Origin of the sequence: Tessaracoccus sp. ZS01, from assembly GCF_022342445.1 — a bacterium.
Taxonomy (GTDB): domain Bacteria; phylum Actinomycetota; class Actinomycetes; order Propionibacteriales; family Propionibacteriaceae; genus Arachnia.
This window is the reverse complement of the sequence record NZ_PQFE01000002.1, coordinates 69,956-86,232: the sequence shown is the minus strand read 5'-3', so window position 1 is coordinate 86,232 and position 16,277 is coordinate 69,956. Positions and strand designations below refer to the sequence as shown.

At 68.9% G+C, this 16,277-nt stretch carries 14 protein-coding genes; 11 read left to right on the top strand and 3 right to left on the bottom strand.

What is annotated here, in order from left to right:
• Positions 1-12: 12 nt before the first annotated feature.
• The 5 genes from C3E87_RS04155 (at position 13) to C3E87_RS04135 (ending at position 7,207) form a co-directional block, all read left to right on the top strand.
• Entirely contained in the window at positions 13-1,713 is a 1,701-nt protein-coding gene (locus tag C3E87_RS04155; protein ID WP_143570885.1) for a VanW family protein, read from the top strand.
• 61 nt (positions 1,714-1,774) lie between these two features.
• On the top strand, positions 1,775-2,095 hold the full coding sequence (gene fdxA, locus C3E87_RS04150; protein WP_076059738.1) for a ferredoxin: 321 nt from the start codon (positions 1,775-1,777) through the stop codon (positions 2,093-2,095).
• Positions 2,095-3,186 (top strand): succinyldiaminopimelate transaminase, encoded by a 1,092-nt coding sequence (dapC, locus tag C3E87_RS04145; RefSeq protein ID WP_076059735.1) that lies wholly within the window; start codon positions 2,095-2,097, stop codon positions 3,184-3,186. The genes fdxA and dapC overlap by 1 nt, the downstream gene beginning before the upstream one ends.
• Before the next feature lie 249 nt (positions 3,187-3,435).
• On the top strand, positions 3,436-5,292 hold the full coding sequence (locus C3E87_RS04140) for an ABC transporter ATP-binding protein (RefSeq protein WP_076059732.1): 1,857 nt from the start codon (positions 3,436-3,438) through the stop codon (positions 5,290-5,292).
• Positions 5,285-7,207 carry an ABC transporter ATP-binding protein gene (locus tag C3E87_RS04135; protein ID WP_076059730.1) on the top strand — a complete coding sequence of 641 codons (1,923 nt, stop codon included), beginning with the start codon at positions 5,285-5,287 and terminating at the stop codon, positions 7,205-7,207. Before C3E87_RS04140 ends, C3E87_RS04135 begins: the two co-directional genes overlap by 8 nt.
• 4 nt (positions 7,208-7,211) lie before the next feature.
• Here C3E87_RS04135 and C3E87_RS14840 read toward each other — a convergent pair whose 3' ends face one another.
• Genes C3E87_RS14840 through C3E87_RS04120 form a run of 3 tightly spaced genes read right to left on the bottom strand, consistent with a single transcriptional unit; the run spans position 7,212 to position 9,796 of the window.
• The gene (locus tag C3E87_RS14840; protein WP_076059727.1) at positions 7,212-8,039 is read right to left on the bottom strand and encodes a hypothetical protein; all 828 of its coding nucleotides are present in this window, start codon (positions 8,037-8,039) and stop codon (positions 7,212-7,214) included.
• Positions 8,039-8,974, bottom strand: a complete 936-nt coding sequence (gene dapD / locus C3E87_RS04125; RefSeq protein ID WP_076059725.1) for a 2,3,4,5-tetrahydropyridine-2,6-dicarboxylate N-succinyltransferase — start codon at positions 8,972-8,974, stop codon at positions 8,039-8,041. The genes C3E87_RS14840 and dapD overlap by 1 nt, the downstream gene beginning before the upstream one ends.
• A 51-nt stretch (positions 8,975-9,025) precedes the next feature.
• Positions 9,026-9,796: an IclR family transcriptional regulator gene (locus tag C3E87_RS04120; RefSeq protein WP_076059722.1), complete on the bottom strand. Its 771-nt coding sequence runs from the start codon at positions 9,794-9,796 to the stop codon at positions 9,026-9,028.
• 145 nt (positions 9,797-9,941) lie between these two features.
• On the opposite strand from C3E87_RS04120, the gene C3E87_RS04115 reads away from it, so the two are divergent.
• From C3E87_RS04115 to C3E87_RS04090, 6 genes are all read left to right on the top strand, one after another.
• Positions 9,942-10,898 (top strand): acetaldehyde dehydrogenase (acetylating), encoded by a 957-nt coding sequence (locus C3E87_RS04115; RefSeq protein WP_076059720.1) that lies wholly within the window; start codon positions 9,942-9,944, stop codon positions 10,896-10,898.
• Positions 10,895-11,923, top strand: a complete 1,029-nt coding sequence (dmpG, locus tag C3E87_RS04110; protein ID WP_076059718.1) for a 4-hydroxy-2-oxovalerate aldolase — start codon at positions 10,895-10,897, stop codon at positions 11,921-11,923. Before C3E87_RS04115 ends, dmpG begins: the two co-directional genes overlap by 4 nt.
• Positions 11,924-11,970: 47 nt before the next feature.
• Positions 11,971-13,323 (top strand): MFS transporter, encoded by a 1,353-nt coding sequence (locus C3E87_RS04105; protein ID WP_083665392.1) that lies wholly within the window; start codon positions 11,971-11,973, stop codon positions 13,321-13,323.
• A 70-nt stretch (positions 13,324-13,393) separates the two neighbouring features.
• Entirely contained in the window at positions 13,394-14,287 is an 894-nt protein-coding gene (locus tag C3E87_RS04100; RefSeq protein WP_076059716.1) for a rhodanese-related sulfurtransferase, read from the top strand.
• Positions 14,288-14,437: 150 nt separating this feature from the next.
• Positions 14,438-15,514 (top strand): succinyl-diaminopimelate desuccinylase, encoded by a 1,077-nt coding sequence (gene dapE / locus C3E87_RS04095; protein WP_076059714.1) that lies wholly within the window; start codon positions 14,438-14,440, stop codon positions 15,512-15,514.
• Positions 15,511-16,275, top strand: coding sequence for a TIGR00730 family Rossman fold protein (locus tag C3E87_RS04090; RefSeq protein ID WP_076059711.1), 765 nt, complete (start codon positions 15,511-15,513; stop codon positions 16,273-16,275). The genes dapE and C3E87_RS04090 overlap by 4 nt, the downstream gene beginning before the upstream one ends.
• The last annotated feature ends 2 nt before the right edge of the window (positions 16,276-16,277 follow it).

Below are 16,277 nucleotides of genomic sequence, written 5' to 3'. Positions count from 1 at the left end.
CGAGGGGTGGACGTGAGTAGAGCCAGCAAGATTGTCATCGGTTGCATCATCGGGGTACTGATCCTCGTGGGCGGCGCCTATGTGGCCGCCTATTTCGTGGCGGGCAACCAGGTACCGGCGCAGGCCGCCGTCGACGGCGTGCCCATCGGGGGGATGTCACCCGAGCAGGCCCGGGCGAAGCTCGAGACCGAGATCGCGCCCAAGCTCGCTGAACCGGTCACTCTCAGCGCGGGCAGCGTGTCGACGGAGATCGTCCCCTCGGAGGCCGGGCTGGGCTTCGACTACGAGGCCACCGTCCAAGCGGCGGGGGGCGGCCACAGCTGGAACCCGGCGGACATCTACGAGACCCTCACCGGCGGCCGTGAGGTCGCCGTGCAGCGCACCGTGGACGAGGCCGCGCTCCGCTCGGCGATCGAGGCCAAGGCGCCTGAGTTCGCCGTCGAGGGCGTCGACGCCACCGTCGCATTCGACGGGGGCAAGATCGTGCGCACTCCTGCCACGGACGCGCAGGCCATGGACGTCGACGCCACCGTGGAGACCGCCCGTGCCGCGTTCGAAGAGGGCAAGGGCAACGTGGCGGTCACCCTCGTCAACACCCCGGCGAAGGTCACCGACGCCATGGTCGACGACGTGGTGAAGAACTTCGCGGAGCCGCTCATCAGCGGACCGGTCATCCTCACCCACGGCGGCGTGCAGATGGAGATCGCCCCGGGCTCGCTGGCGGAGGCCGCCACGCTCGAGGTGCAGGACGACAAGATCGTGGGCACCCTCGACACGGCCACATTGTTCGAACAGACCGCTGAGGCGCGGCGAGCGTTGAAGCTCACCGAGGCCAAGGACGCCAGCTTCACGTTCGAGGGGGGCAAGGTCGTCGTCGTGCCCGCAGTCACCGGCAAGGAGCTCACGGAGGAGGCCTTTGCAGCCGCCGTCGAGAAGGCCGCCACGGCCACCGGCGAGGCCCGCACGGTGCCCGTCGAGGTGGAGACTGTGGAGCCCGAGTACCCGACGGCGAAGGCCACCGCACTCGGGGCGTTCACCGTGATCGGCGAATTCACCACCAACTACCCGCACGCGGACTACCGCAACAACAACCTGGGACAGGCCGCCAAGAGCGTCAACGGCACCGTCCTGATGCCGGGCGAGACCTTCTCGCTCAACGACACCCTGGGCGAGCGGACGACCGCCAACGGCTACGTGGACGGCTACGTGATCAACAAGGGCCGCCTCGTGAAGGAATCCGGCGGGGGCATCTCGCAGGCAGCCACCACCCTCTTCAACGCCAGCTTCTTCGCCGGTTTCAAGGACGTCGAGCACAAACCGCACAGCCTCTACTTCGACCGCTACCCGGCCGGCCGTGAGGCCACGGTCTACTACGGCTCCCTGGACATGCGTTTCCAGAACAACACCGAGTACCCGGCGATCATCCAGGGCTACATCAACCCCTCCTCGTCGTCGAAGCGCGGCTCGATCACCTTCAAGATCTGGTCCAAGCCCACCTGGGACAAGGTCACCTCCACGGAGCTGACGAAGTCCGGCTTCTACACCGGCAAGGAACGCACCGTCACGGGTGACCCGGCCTGTGAGCCGCAGGCGCCCATCCAGGGCTTCACCGTGAACTGGGAACGCCTCTTCCACAAGGACGGCAAGGTTGTCAAGAGGGAGCCCTACAGCTGGAAGTACAGCGCGGGCGATCGCATCATCTGCGAGCCCTGACGGGTGGGCCCTCCTGCCAGGTAGCGCTAAGCTGGGGCACGCCCGCTTGTGAGGAGAAACTGTGACGTACATCATCGGATTGCCGTGTGTTGATGTGAAGGATCGCGCCTGCGTTGAAGAGTGCCCCGTCGACTGCATCTACGAGGGCAACCGGATGCTCTACATCCACCCGGAAGAGTGTGTCGACTGCGGCGCCTGCGAGCCGGTGTGCCCCGTCGAGGCCATCTACTACGAAGACGACGTGCCGGAAGAGCAGGCGGAGTTCTACGACGTCAACGTCCAGTTCTTCGACGAGATCGGCTCACCCGGTGGCGCCGCCAAGCTCGGCACCATCGACAAGGACCACCCGGTAGTTGAGGCGCTGCCGCCGCAGGCCAACTGATGGGCCTGGGGGCCCGGCTGCCGGATTTCCCCTGGGACACGCTGGCTGACGCGAAGCGCGTCGCCAGCGCCCACCCGGGCGGCCTGGTCGACCTGTCGGTCGGCACGCCCGTCGACCCCACCCCGCAGCTTGCCATCGATGCGTTGACCGCGGCCGGTGACGCGCACGGCTACCCGACGGTGTGGGGCGCGGCGGAGACCCGCTCGTCCATCCGGGCCTACCTGCAGCGGCGCTGGGCCTCCGTCCCACTCGTCGACGAGGGCATCCTGCCCGTCGTCGGCACCAAGGAACTCGTCGCCTGGCTGCCCCTCCTCCTGGGGCTGGGGCCGTCAGACGCCGTCGTTTTCCCCGAATGCGCCTATCCGACGTACGAAGTGGGTGCGCTGGTAGCGAACGCCCAAACGGTGCCGCTGGACGATCCTGAGGCCGTCCCGGCCAACGCGCGGGTGATCTGGATCAATTCCCCGGCCAACCCGACGGGCCGCATCCTGTCGCTCGAGGAGCTCCGGGCCTTCGTCGCCGCGGCCCGCAGGGTGGGCGCCGTGCTCGCCAGCGACGAGTGCTACGGCGAGTTCGCCTGGGACGCCGAGGCCATCTCGGTGCTCGACCCGCGGGTCAACGACGGTGACCTCGGCGGTCTCCTGGCCGTGCACTCCGTCTCCAAGCGGTCCAACGCCGCCGGCTACCGCGGCGGTTTCCTCGCGGGCGATCCCGCCGTCGTCCAGCCGTTGATCGGCGTGCGCAAGCACCTCGGCATGATGGTGCCGGCGCCCATCCAGGCCGCGATGGCCGCGATGTTGGGGGATCAGGGCCACGTCGAGGCGCAGCGTCAGCGGTACCTGGCGCGGAGGGCTGTGTTGAAGCCCGCCCTCGAGGCGGCCGGCTTCCGCATCGACCACTCCGAGGGCTCGCTGTACCTGTGGGCCACGCGCGGCGAGAACTGCCGCGTCACCATCGACTGGTTGGCGGAGCGCGGCATCCTCGCCGCCCCCGGAGACTTCTACGGCACCGCCGCGGCCAAGCACGTCCGCGTCGCGCTGACAGCCACGGATGAGCGGATCAACGCTGCCGCAGGGCGTCTGAGCGCCTGAGCGAAGAGCCCTGCCCGGCGTGATCTCCGTGGCGGGTTGACAGACTCTCAGACCGGCGCGTAGCGTTGCCAGCGACGTCGATAGGAGGTGCCGCAATGTTGAACACAACCGTGCTGGCAGCGTTCGTCGCGCTCCTCGGCCGTCCGCGCGCTGCTGCCGCCTGAGCCACCACTGCGCCCTCTGACGCTCTGCGTCCACCCCTCCTTTCGGATCGTTTTTTGCGTCGCCCTGACGCGTCAAGGAACTCCCATGCTCTCGCCCCATCGCGGCCGTTTCGACTTCCCTCCGCCCATTTCCGCCAGCGACGCGCCCGACACCCGCTCGCCCAGCCGGTTCCTCTTCTGGCTCATCCGCTCCTTCGGCTGGGTCGTTCCCGCCATGACATTGGCGGCCTCGTCCTGGATGGTGCCGGGCGCGCTCACCCCCTGGCTGTTGGGACGGGCCATCGACGCCGGCGTCCTGCGTCAGGACCTGCCAGCGACGGTCGGCTGGGTGGCGCTGCTGCTGGGCGTCATCGCCTTCGGCGTCGTGGGCGGCATCCTGTTCCACACCTACGCGGTACGCATGTGGCTGCTCGGGATCTACGGCACGCAGCGCCGCGTCTCGCGGAAGGCCGTGCGGCTGGGGCACGTCCTCAACCGCCGCGTGCCGACGGGCGAGGTGCTGAGCGTCGCCTCGTCGGACAGCAACCAGTTCGGTGCCACCGTCGAAGCCTTCGGCGGCGCGCTGGCCGCGCTCATCAGCTTCCTCGTGGCCACCGCGCTCATGCTCACCACGTCGGTTCCGCTGGGCCTGCTCGTCCTCGTGGCCACGCCGCTGCTGCTGGCGGCCTCCACCCCGGTGCTGCGTCCGCTGACCGCCGCGCAGGCTGCTGAGCGGACCGAGAACTCCACGCTGACCTCCATGGCCACGGACATCGCCACCGGGCTGCGGATCCTGCGCGGGATCGGCGGCGAGAAGACGTTCGCGGACAACTACGCGCGCCAGTCGCAGAAGGTCCGTGGGCTCGGCGTGCGGCTCGGCACCTGGCAGGCGGTCGTCGAGGCCATCAGCGTGCTCCTGTCCGGCCTGCTGCTCGTGGTGCTGGTCTACCTCGGCTCCCGTCAACTCCTCGAGGGCACGCTCAGCGTCGGCCAGTTGATCAGCTTCTTCGGCTACGCCGTCTTCCTGATGACCCCCATGCAGATGGCCTTCGACTTCGCCCAGAAGTGGGTGCAGGGCCTGGTCAGCGCGCAGAAGACCGGCGCGCTGCTGGGCACCGACGTGCCCTGGCGCGACGGGGACAGCCGCCTCGGCAGCAACCCTGTCCTCCACGACGAGGCCTCGGGCGTCACGGTCGAACCCGGCCGGATGCTGGGCATCGTGTCCGCAGATCCGGACGACTCCGCCGCGCTGGCCGACCGCCTGGGCCGTTACCTCCCTGACGAGGTCAAGGAGGAGGACGACGACGAGGGACTCTCCGGCCGTGCGCTGCGCCGCGCCCGCAGGGAGAGGTTCGAGGCCCGGCGCCGTCAGGCCGCCGTCGACGCCACCGTCGCCCAGCAAACCTGGGGTGTGACGGCCGACGGCGTCGACTACCGCGACCTCAACGTGGCCGACCTGCGCCGCCGGATCGTCGTGTCCCACACCGGGGCCGGCCTCTTCGCGGGCACGCTGCAGACCGCTGTCGACCCGTGGGGCACGCATTCCAGGGAGGCCGCGGATGCGGCGCTGGTGGCGGCCTCGGCCGAGGACATCTTCGAGTCGTTGCCCGGCGGATGGCAGGGGCGCATCGACGAGAAGGGCCGCGGCCTGTCGGGCGGGCAGCGACAGCGACTCGTCCTGGCGCGGGCGCTGCTCCTGGACCCGGACGTCCTGGTGCTGGTGGAGCCCACGTCGGCCGTCGACGCCCACACCGAAGCCCGCATCGCCGAGCGGTTGGCGGAGCTGCGGCGTGGCCGCACCACCGTCGTGGTGACCGCCTCGCCGCTGATGCTGCGCCACGCCGACGAAATCGCCGTCCTGGTCGACGGGCGCGAAGTCGCCCGCGGCAGCCACGACGACCTGCATGACAACACCCACTACCGCCGCATCATCGCGCGCGGCATGGAGGACAACCATGAGTGAACTACTTCCGGGCTCAGCCCGTACCTGGCGCGCTGAGGCGCCGGCGCCGCGCGTCGCACCGGAGATGCATCCGCCACGGGGCGTCGGGCCGCGGCGTCGGCTGGAGGCGCTGGTCGCCCGGCACCACGCCCGCACCGCGACCGCGAAGGCGGTGTACCTCGATTCGCGCGCCCCGGCGCACGGCTTCCCGGTGGCCTCCTCGAAGGTCGCCTTCGGCTTCATCGGCGACCTCATGAGGAACCGCCGGGCGCTCCTCGGCTGGGCGATCGCAGGCAACCTGGCTGCGGCGGGGGCGGGGCTCATCGCCCCGTACCTGCTCGGCGTCCTGATGGACCGCGTCACGGGCGGCCGGCTTGGCCTCGAGGGACTCACCATGCTGGTGATGATCGTGGCCGGCGTGGTGGTGCTGCAGTCGCTGTTCACCTTCGCGGCGCGTCGCGTGTCCGCGGTGCTCGGCTACGACCTGCTCGCCGCCGCCCGCGAAGAGGTGGTGCGGATCGTGCTGCGCCTGCCGTTGAGCCACGTCGAGTCGTCCGGCTCGGGGGACCTGCTCACCCGCATCACCTCCGACGTCGCGAAGATGGGAGTCGCGGCGCGCTGGGCCATCCCCACCCTCATCGTGTCGGTGGTGCTCATCGGCGCCACCCTGATCGCGATGCTGCTGAACTCGTGGCTGCTCACCCTGCCCATGATCGTGACGGCCCTGATCATGTGGTTCGGTGGGCGCTACTACCTCGCGCGGGCGCCAGCGGGCTACATCGCTGAATCCCGGTCGTACTCGGTCATCAACACCACGACGACCGAGACGGTGGAGAGCGCGCGCACGGTCGAGGCCCTCGGCCTGGGCGACCTGCGGGTGGGCCAGCTCGATGAGGACACCGAGGCGTCGGCCCAGGTGGAGCGCTACACGATGACGCTGCGCAACATCCTCTTCGGGATGGTGGACGTCTCGTTCCAGCTGCCGCTGGTGGGTATCGTGCTGCTCGGCACCTGGGGTTACACGTCGGGCTGGGTGACGATCGGCCAGATCACCACCGCCGCCCTGTACGTGTCGCAGTTGCAGGGGCCGCTCGACCGCGTCATCGCGGTGCTGGACCACCTGCAGCTCGGGCTGGTCTCCACCGCCAGGCTGATCGGTGTCGCGCAAGTGGACGACGACCGCACCCCGGGCCACGCGGTGCCCGACGGCGTCAAGCTGACCGGCTCCGAACTGCGCTTCGGGTACCGGCCGGACGTCGACGTGCTGCACGGCGTCGACGTCGACCTGGTGCCGGGGGAGCGGCTGGCCGTGGTGGGGCCCTCGGGCTCCGGCAAGTCGACGCTGGCCCGGCTCGTGGCCGGCGTCAACCGGCCGCGCGAGGGTGAGGTCACCGTCGGTGGTGTCGACGTGATGGACCTGCCGCTGGACCGCCTCCGCACGGAGGTGGCGCTGGTGACGCAGGAGCACCACGTGTTCGTGGGGTCGGTGCGCGACAACATCGTGCTGGCTCGCGAGACCACGGCCTCGGACGCGGAGGTGGAGGAGGCGCTTCGGGCGGTCGATGCCTGGGGCTGGGTGTCGCGGCTGCCGGGAGGCATCAACGCGCAACTCGGTCACGGCAAGAACAACCTGACGCCCGCCCAGGCGCAGCAGGTTGCGCTCGCGCGGCTGATCGTCGCGGACCCGCACACGCTGGTGCTCGACGAGGCGACCTCGCTGATCGACCCGTCGTCGGCCCGCCACCTGGAGGACTCGATGTCGGCGCTGCTCGACGGCCGCGCGGTGATCGCGATCGCCCACCGGCTGCACACGGCGCACGACGCGGACCGCATCGCGGTGGTGGACAACGGGCGCATCGTGGAACTCGGCTCGCACGACGAACTGATGGGCCTCGACGGCCAGTACGCCCACCTGTGGCGGACCTGGCGCAGCTGAGGGGTCACCCGGCGAGGGTGACCACCACGGTGAGCTCGGGGCCGGGAGTCTGCAGGGTTTCCCACTGCCGGCTCGCGGCCCGCCATTGCCGGTCTCCCAGCGTCACGCCGGTGACGGCGGCGTCGTAGGAGTTGGCCACGGCATGCTGGGCCGCGGCCCACGCGGTGGTCCCGTCCGTGGCGGTGATGCTCAGGCCGTCGTCGGTCTCCTCGACGGTGAGCGCCGATCCGAAGGCCTCCAACACCCTGTCGAGACCCTCGCGCGCGGGGCTGGGGTCCGGCTCGAAGCTGATGCATCCCAGCGACGCCGGCACGGAGCCGCGCAGCGCCCCCACGACGGCCTGCGAGTTCTCGACGTGCTTGCGGTACGCGTCGGGATGGCCGCTGCGCTGCACCTTCTGGGCGATGTCGTTGACGTCGGTGGTGTCCCAGTTGGTGAACTTCACCAGCTCCTCGTAGAAGCGGGCCGACGAGTACCACGGGTCCATGATCTGCTCCTCCGTGCCCCACCCGAAGGAGGGGCGCTGCTGGAACAGGCCGAGGGAGTCGCGGTCGCCGTAATCGAGGTTGCGCAAACCGGATTCCTGGTAGGCGGTGGCGATGGCGATCACGGCGGCCTGCTCAGGAAGGTCGCGCTCCACGGAGGCCGCCACGATGATCGAGGCGTTGCGTGCCTGGGCAGGGGACAAGGTGAGCGAGCCGTCGGTCACCTGCACGTGGCAGACCTCCGGGGTGATGCGCTTCTGGAGGTAGCGGAAGCCCATCCACCCGGCCAGGGCGAGGCCACCGACCACGAGGATCGTGACGAGCGCCACGATCAGTGGTCGCCTCATCAGTCGTTGGCGTGGAGGGCCGAGTTCAGCTCGACCTTCTGGCCGCGGCGGTGGCGGGCGATCACCTTGCCCTGCACCGAGTCGCGGAGGAACAGCAGGTCGTTCTGGCCGCTGAGGTCGCGGGCCTTCACCACGGCGCCGTCGTCGAGCGTGACCTTGGTGCCGGCGGTGATGTACAGGCCGGCCTCCACCACGCAGTCGTCACCCAGGGAGATGCCCACACCGGAGTTCGCGCCCAGCAGGCACCGCTCGCCGAGCCGGATGACCTCCTGGCCACCGCCCGAGAGGGTTCCCATGATCGACGCGCCGCCACCGACGTCGGTGCCGTCGGCCACCACGACACCGGAAGAGATGCGTCCCTCGACCATGGAGGTGCCGAGCGTGCCGGCGTTGAAGTTCACGAAGCCCTCGTGCATCACGGTGGTGCCCTCAGCGAGGTGGGCGCCGAGGCGGACGCGGTCTGCGTCTGCGATCCGCACGCCGTTGGGGACGATGTAGTCCACCATGCGGGGGAACTTGTCGATGCCGTAGACCGTCAGCTGCTCACCGCGGGCCCGCAGCAGCACCCGCACGCGGGCGACGTCGCCCACGCGCACGGGGCCCATCGTCGTCCAGGCGTTGTTGGGCAGCACGCCGAAGATGCCGTTCAGGTTGACCTGGTGCGGCTGCACGAGGCGGGCGCTCAGGAGGTGGAGGCGCAGGTAGGCATCCTCCACCGTCTCCGGCGCGTCGTCCAGATTGATGCTGGTGCGCACCACCTTGGTCTCCACCTGACGGATCTCGTCGACGAACTGGGCATCTGCCAGCAACGAGTTGGGCTCGTCGGTGTGGTCCGAGCCGAGCTTGGGCTCCGGGTACCAGGCGTCGAGGACGGCGCCGGTGGTGTGGACGCTGGCCAGGCCCCAGGCCCAGGCGGTGCGGGTCTCATTGGTCATGCGCGCCAGTCTATCGGCGTGCCGGAGCGACCGGTGTCGGTCGCCGTGCGGTCAACCCGCGTTGCGGTCGATCCAACCCAACTGTTCGCTCAGGCGACCTGACCCCTCCAGCGCGATGTCCGCCCAGTGCTTCTCGGGCAACTGGTCCCAGCGGGCCAGGGGCACGGAGATGGAGAGGGCTGCGACGGCGGCGCCCGCCGCGTCGCGGATGACGGCGGCGGCACAGGCCACCCCCGGGCCCGATTCCTCCCGCTCGATCGCGTAGCCGCGCAGCCGTGACTTGGCCAGCGCCTTCTTGAGCTGGCCCAGGTCTGTGATCGAGTGTTCTGACAGGGCCGGGAGGTGACCGGTGGGGTAGAGGCGGTCCACCTCCGCCGGTTCGAGTTCCGACAGCAGGGCCTTGCCCAGCCCCGTGCAGCTGGCGGGGGCGCGTTTGCCGACGCTGGAGATCAGCGAGAGGGACTCGCTGCCCTCCACCTTCGCCAGGTAGAACACTTCCGCGCCCTCCCGGATGGCCACCGAGCAGGTGTGGCCCGTGGCCTGCCCGACGTCGCGGGCCACCTCCGTGGCCGCGCCCAGCAGATCGAAGCGCGCCGCGTAGGCGTTGCCGAGTTGGACGGTGCGGACCCCCAGTTCGAAGTTACCGATCTCGTCGCGCGTGAGGTAACCGCGGTGGGTCAGCGTGGTGAGCAGTTCATGCACCGTGGTGCGCGGGAGGCCGGTGGCCTCGGCGATCTGGGCGGCGTTCCAGCGCGCTCCGCGCTCGACGAACAACTCCATGATGTCGAGCGCGCGCATCAGCGCGGGGGTCAATCGGGCCATGTCTCACCGTCTCAGGTCTTCCGAAATCGATTCTTGCATATGTCTTGACACGACGTCAGACGTATTCGATACTTAGTAAATCTTAACGAAATCTCGAACAGGATTTCGACATCTCGAACACGAAGACGTGTGAGGAGGAAGCCTAGTGACCACGAAAGTCGCCATCATCGGTTCCGGAAACATCGGTACCGACCTGATGATGAAGATCCTGAAGCCGCAGCAGACCGCGCTGGAGATCGTCGCCATGGTCGGCATCGATCCCGAGTCCGACGGCCTGAAGCGCGCCGAACGGCTGGGCGTGAAGCCCATCGCCACCGGTGTCGACGGTCTGGTCGCCGACGAGGTGTTCGCCGACGTCGAGATCGTGTTCGACGCCACGTCGGCCAAGGCGCACCTTTACGACGAGAGGGTGCTCCGGACCGCCAAACCCGAGATCCGCCTCGTCGACCTGACCCCTGCAGCGATCGGTCCGTTCTGCGTGCCGGTGGCCAACCTCGACACCATCACCACAGACATGAACGTCAACATGGTCACCTGCGGCGGCCAGGCCACCGCGCCGATCGTGCACGCGATCTCCTCGACCGGTGCCACCGTCGAGTACGCCGAGATCGTCGCGTCGATCAGCTCGAAGTCGGCCGGACCCGGCACCCGCGCCAACATCGACGAGTTCACGGAGACCACCGCCCACGCGCTGGAGAAGATCGGCGGCGCCAAGAAGGGCAGGGCCATCATCATCCTGAACCCCGCCGAGCCCCCCGTCCTGATGCGCGACACCGTGTTCGTCCTCACCTCCGACGGCGACCGCGACCTGATCCGCGCCGCGGTCAACGCCCGCATCGGCGAGGTCGCCGAGTACGTGCCGGGCTACCGCCTCAAGCAGGACGTGCAGTTCGAGGAGATCCCCGAGGACCAGAGCGTCACCATCCCGGGCGTCGGCCGCTTCCACGGCCTCAAGGTGTCCGTGTTCCTCGAGGTGGAGGGTGTTGGCGACTACCTCCCCGCCTACTCCGGCAACCTCGACATCATGACCGCCGCGGCGCTGCGCACCGGCGTCGAGATCGCCGCCCACCTGAACGACAAGGCTGAGGAGGCCGTCGCATGAGCACCCCCGAAGGCAAGCTCTTCATCTCCGACGTGACACTGCGCGACGGCTCGCACGCCGTGCGCCACACGTTCACGCCTGAGCAGGTGGCCTCCGTCGCCGCCGCTCTCGACGAGGCCGGCGTCGACTCCATCGAGGTCGCCCACGGCGACGGCATGGGCGGCTCCACCGTCAACTACGGCTTCGCCACGCACTCCGACCTGGAGAAGATCGAGGCGGCCGCCGCCGTGGTCAAGCGCGCCAAGATCGCCATCCTGCTGCTGCCCGGCGTCGGCGTCATCCCGAACCTCCGCGAGGCCTACGACGCAGGGGCGCGCTACGTCCGCGTCGCCACCCACTGCACCGAGGCCGACACCTCCGCCCAGCACATCGCCACGGCCCGCGAGATCGGCTTCAACACCGCCGGCTTCCTGATGATGAGCCACATGGCCGATGAGGACAAGCTCGTCGAGCAGGCCCTCCTCATGGAGAGCTACGGCGCGCAGTGCGTCTACGTCACGGACTCCGCGGGCGCCATGGTGCCCGAGCAGTACGCCGCCAAGATCAAGGCCGTGCGCGCAGCCCTCAAGCCCGAGACCGAGGTGGGCGTGCACGCCCACGAGAACCTGTCGGTCTCCGTCGCGAACTCCGTGGCCGCCGTGCAGAACGGCGCCTACCGCGTCGACGCCAGCCTCGCCGGTCTCGGCGCCGCTGCCGGCAACACACCCCTCGAGGCCTTCATCGCGGTCGCCGACCGCATGGGCTGGGAGACGGGCTGCGACGTGTTCAAGCTCGCCGACGCCGCCGACGACCTGGTGCGCCCCCTCATGCACCAGCCGGTCCGCGTCGACCGCGACACTCTCTCCATCGGTTACGCCGGGGTGTACGGCAGCTTCCTCCTGCACGCCCGTCGGGCCTCGGAGCGCTACGGCATCCCCACGCCGCAGATCCTCATGGAACTCGGTCGCCGCAACATGGTCGGCGGCCAGGAGGACATGATCGTCGACGTCGCCCTGGACCTCGCCAAGTCGCGCGCGGCCAGCTGAAACTCACCACCCCCAATGACCCGCCTGCTTCAAGGAGGAAGCACATCATGAGCAAACTGGCACAAGGCGATATCGTCAAGCCCATCAATGAGAACAACGAAGACTCATTCGACGTCGAGAACATCGACAGGGGAACGCGGATCAAGGCCCTCATGGGCTCCGCGGTCGGATCCACCGTGGAGTGGTACGACTTCTTCCTCTACGGCACCATGGCCTCGGTCGTGTTCGGCCCCCTGTTCTTCCCCTCGGAGGACCAACTCACCTCGACGCTGCTCTCACTGGCCTCGTTCGCGCTGGCCTTCCTGGTGCGCCCCATCGGCGGCGTCATCTTCAGCCACATCGGCGACCGCATCGGCCGCAAGAAGACGCTCGTCTTCACGCTCTCCCTCATGGGCGTCTCGACGGCCCTGATGGGCCTGCTGCCCACCCACGCCGCCATCGGCGCCTGGGCAGGCGTCCTGCTCACGCTGCTGCGCCTTGTGCAGGGCCTTGCGCTGGGCGGCGAATGGGGCGGCGGCGTGCTGCTGGCGGTCGAATACTCCCCGCGCAAGAAGCGCGGCTTCTACGGCGCGGTCCCGCAGACCGGCGCGCTCCTCGGCCTCGCCCTGGGCAACCTGACCCTCTGGTTCCTCGACTGGCTCCTGCCCGAGGACGCCTTCCTCAGCTGGGGCTGGCGCATCCCCTTCCTCCTGTCGGCACTGCTGGTCATGTTCGGCCTCTGGATCCGCGCCAAGGTCGACGAGACCCCCGCGTTCCGCAAGATCAAGTCTGAGCGCAAAGAGGTCAAGGTCCCGATCGTCGAGATCTTCAAGACCCAGTGGCCCTCGGTGCTCAAGGCCATCGGCGCCAAGTTCATCGAGACCTCCACGTTCTTCATCTTCGCGACGTACTCCGTCAGCTACGCGGTGGGCCTGGGCTTCACCCGGGGTCAGGCCCTCGGCGCCGTGCTCTTCGCCGCCGTCGTGGCGGTGCCCTGCATGCTCGCCCTCGGTGCGCTGTCGGACCGGGTCGGCCGCAAGCCGATGTACCTGATCGGCACGGCGCTGGCTGTGGCGTACATCTTCCCCTACTTCTGGATGATCAACCAGAAGTCGGTCCTCCTCCTCACGCTGGCCACCGTCGTCGGCTTCGGCGCCATCTGGTCCATCTACGGAGCCCTCATGGGCACCTTCCTGGCAGAGTCGTTCACCGCCGATGTCCGCTACACCGGCATCTCGCTCGGCTACCAGGTGGGCGCCGCCATCGTCGGCGGCCCGGCCCCGCTGATCGCCACGGCTCTCGTCGGCACGACCAACAACTGGTGGCTCGTGGGTGTCTTCGTGGCCGCGTGCGCCGCGATCTCGTTCGTCGCCGTCCTGATGACGCGTGACCGCTCGGGTCAGGTCCTCGACAGCCACTGATCCATCCCTCAGCACACACGGGGCCGCTCCTTGGGGAGCGGCCCCGTGGTGCGTCGGTACACTCCCAGCCATGTCCGTGCCGAAGATCCTGCTGTTCTACCGGTTCGTGCCGCTGGCAGACCCCGAGGCGGTGAAGCTGTGGCAACTCGAGCTGTGTACCCGCCTGGGGCTGCGTGGCCGCATCATCGTGTCGCCCCACGGCATCAACGGCACGCTCGGCGGGGAACTCAACGCCTGCAAGGCCTACCTCCGCGCGACGAAGCAGTTCGCGCCGTTCAGGGAACTCGATGAGAAGTGGTCGCCCGGCACGGGCCTCGATGGCAGGGGCGCCTCGCTCGACTTCCCTCGACTGTCGGTCAGGACCCGGCCGGAACTGGTCGCCTTCGGCGTGCCGGACCTCGAAGTCACCACCGACGGTGTGGTCGGCGGGGGAGTGCGGCTGACGCCCGACGAGGTGGACGCGCTCGCGGCGGACCGGCCGGACGTCGTCTTCTTCGACGGCCGCAACAGGATTGAGGCGGAGGTGGGCCGCTTCGACGGCGCCGTCGTCCCCGATGTGGTCACCACCCCTGATTTCGTGGCCGAACTGGACTCCGGCAAGTACGACCACCTCAAGACCCGCCCTGTCATCACCTACTGCACCGGAGGCGTCCGCTGCGAGATCCTCAGTGCCCTCATGAAGGACCGCGGGTTCGAGGAGGTCTACCAGCTCGACGGTGGCATCGTGCGCTACCTGGAGCGCTTCGGGTCGACGTCGAGGTGGAAGGGCGCGCTCACCGTCTTCGACGCGCGGGAGACCGTGGCGCCCGAAGGAGCCGAGCCCATCGGCGCGTGCCACCGGTGCGGCACGGCCACCTCGCAGCTGGTGAACTGCGCGGACCTGGCGTGCCGCGTCCGGCTGGTGACCTGCCCCAGCTGTTCGGCGCAACCGGTCGGTTGCTTCGCGCACCCCGTCGCTGCCTGACCCGAATCTAGATTCGGGGTTCTGGACCACACCACATCTAGATCCGACGCCCGGCGCCGATCACCCCGAATCCAGATTTGGGGCCGCGCATGACACCAAATCTAGATGTGGTTCTTCGGGTGGGTAAACAGAGTGGATAGTCTCGTCACCATGGTTTCTGATCTGGCCCGATTGCTGCAGGAGATCATGGACGTCGAGTCCGTGTCGGGGAACGAACGCGAACTGGCAGACCTCGTCGAGCGCCGCCTCCAACGATTGCCTCATCTGACGGTCTTCCGCGACGGCGACTGTGTCGTCGCCCGCACCGCCCTCGGCCGGGGTGAGCGGGTGGTCGTGGCCGGACACCTCGACACGGTTCCGGTGGCGGGCAACCTGCCGTCGCGGCTGATCGAACACGCCGACGGTGACCGCATCTGGGGCAGGGGCGCCTGCGACATGAAGGGCGGCGTCGCCGTCATGCTGCACCTGGCGGAAACCCTGACGGCCCCCAACCGCGACGTCACCTGGATCTTCTACGACCACGAAGAGGTGGAGGCCACCCGCAACGGGCTGGGCCGCCTGGCGCGTAACCGGCCAGACCTCATCGAGGCGGATTTCGCCGTGCTGATGGAGCCCACCTCCGCCCACATCGAGGGCGGCTGCCAGGGTACCATCCGCGTCGAACTCTCGACGACCGGCACCGCAGCCCACAGCGCCAGGTCCTGGATGGGTCACAACGCGATCCACGATCTGGCCCCCGCCCTGCAGACGCTGGCGCAGTACCGGGGCGAGGAGATCGAGGTGGACGGGCTCGTCTACCGCGAGGGGCTCAACGCCGTGGCCATTTCCGGTGGTATGGCCTCCAACGTCATCCCGCCCCGGGCCACTCTCACGATCAACTACCGTTACGCGCCGGACAAGTCCGGCGACGAGGCGCTCGCGCTGCTGGGGCGGTGGTTCACCGGGTACGAGATGGAAGTCACCGACCTGTCACCCGCTGCCCGTCCCGGGCTCACCCTGCCGCTCGCGCGCGAATTCGTCGACGCCATCGGCGAGCCTGCGGGCCCCAAGTACGGCTGGACCGACGTCGCCCGCTTCAGCGCGCTCGGTGTACCGGCCGTCAACTACGGTCCCGGGGACCCGGCCTATGCACATCGCGACGACGAGTTCTGCCCCGTGTCCGACCTGGAGAAATGCGCCGCGGGGCTCACCCGCTGGCTCACCGCCGCTGAGGAGGCCCACTCATGACCGAACCCCGCCCCCAGGACCTTGACCCCGGACGCCGTCGGCGCCAGGGCCCCGTCGTGTTGCGCGGCCAGGAGCTCAACCAGCCCATGGCCGACAGCGCGCTGCTGGAGAAGGAGGGCAAGCAGGGGTGGACCCACTGGGACCCGTGGCGGGTGCTGCGGATCCAGTCGGAGTTCGTCGACGGCTTCGACGCCCTCGCCGGCCTTCCCCCCGCCGTCAGCATCTTCGGGTCCGCGCGCACCAAGCCGGGTTCGCCCATGTACCAAGCCGGCGAAGAGCTCGGCAGGAAGCTCGTGGAGAAGGGCTTCGCCATCATCACCGGCGGCGGCCCGGGCATCATGGAGGCCGGCAACAAGGGCGCCATGGACGCCGACGGCTGTTCCGTCGGGCTCGGCATCGAGCTGCCGCATGAGCAGGGCCTCAATGACTACATCACGCTGGGGATCAACTTCCGCTACTTCTTCGTCCGCAAGACGATGTTCCTCAAGTACAGCCAGGGCTTCATCACCATGCCGGGTGGCTTCGGCACCCTCGACGAACTGTTCGAGGCGCTCACCCTCATCCAGACCGGCAAAGTGACGCACTTCCCGATGATCCTGTTCGGCACCGAGTACTGGTCGCCGCTGGTCGACTGGGTGCGCGGCACCGTGCTGGGCGGCGGCTACATCTCCGACGGCGACCTCGACCTGATCACGCTCACCGACGATGTCGACGAGGCGGTCGAGGCGATGGGGGAGCCCGGGCAGTTCGGTACTGTTTAGCC

What these genes read in the sequence shown, in the direction of transcription:
- dapC (WP_076059735.1), top strand. Translation starts at nt 2,095, where the DNA reads ATGGGCCTGGGGGCCCGGCTGCCGGATTTCCCCTGGGACACGCTGGCT.
- C3E87_RS04140 (WP_076059732.1), top strand. Translation starts at nt 3,436, where the DNA reads ATGCTCTCGCCCCATCGCGGCCGTTTCGACTTCCCTCCGCCCATTTCC.
- C3E87_RS04135 (WP_076059730.1), top strand. Translation starts at nt 5,285, where the DNA reads ATGAGTGAACTACTTCCGGGCTCAGCCCGTACCTGGCGCGCTGAGGCG.
- C3E87_RS14840 (WP_076059727.1), bottom strand. Translation starts at nt 8,039, where the DNA reads ATGAGGCGACCACTGATCGTGGCGCTCGTCACGATCCTCGTGGTCGGT.
- dapD (WP_076059725.1), bottom strand. Translation starts at nt 8,974, where the DNA reads ATGACCAATGAGACCCGCACCGCCTGGGCCTGGGGCCTGGCCAGCGTC.
- C3E87_RS04120 (WP_076059722.1), bottom strand. Translation starts at nt 9,796, where the DNA reads ATGGCCCGATTGACCCCCGCGCTGATGCGCGCGCTCGACATCATGGAG.
- dmpG (WP_076059718.1), top strand. Translation starts at nt 10,895, where the DNA reads ATGAGCACCCCCGAAGGCAAGCTCTTCATCTCCGACGTGACACTGCGC.
- C3E87_RS04105 (WP_083665392.1), top strand. Translation starts at nt 11,971, where the DNA reads ATGAGCAAACTGGCACAAGGCGATATCGTCAAGCCCATCAATGAGAAC.
- C3E87_RS04100 (WP_076059716.1), top strand. Translation starts at nt 13,394, where the DNA reads ATGTCCGTGCCGAAGATCCTGCTGTTCTACCGGTTCGTGCCGCTGGCA.
- dapE (WP_076059714.1), top strand. Translation starts at nt 14,438, where the DNA reads ATGGTTTCTGATCTGGCCCGATTGCTGCAGGAGATCATGGACGTCGAG.
- C3E87_RS04090 (WP_076059711.1), top strand. Translation starts at nt 15,511, where the DNA reads ATGACCGAACCCCGCCCCCAGGACCTTGACCCCGGACGCCGTCGGCGC.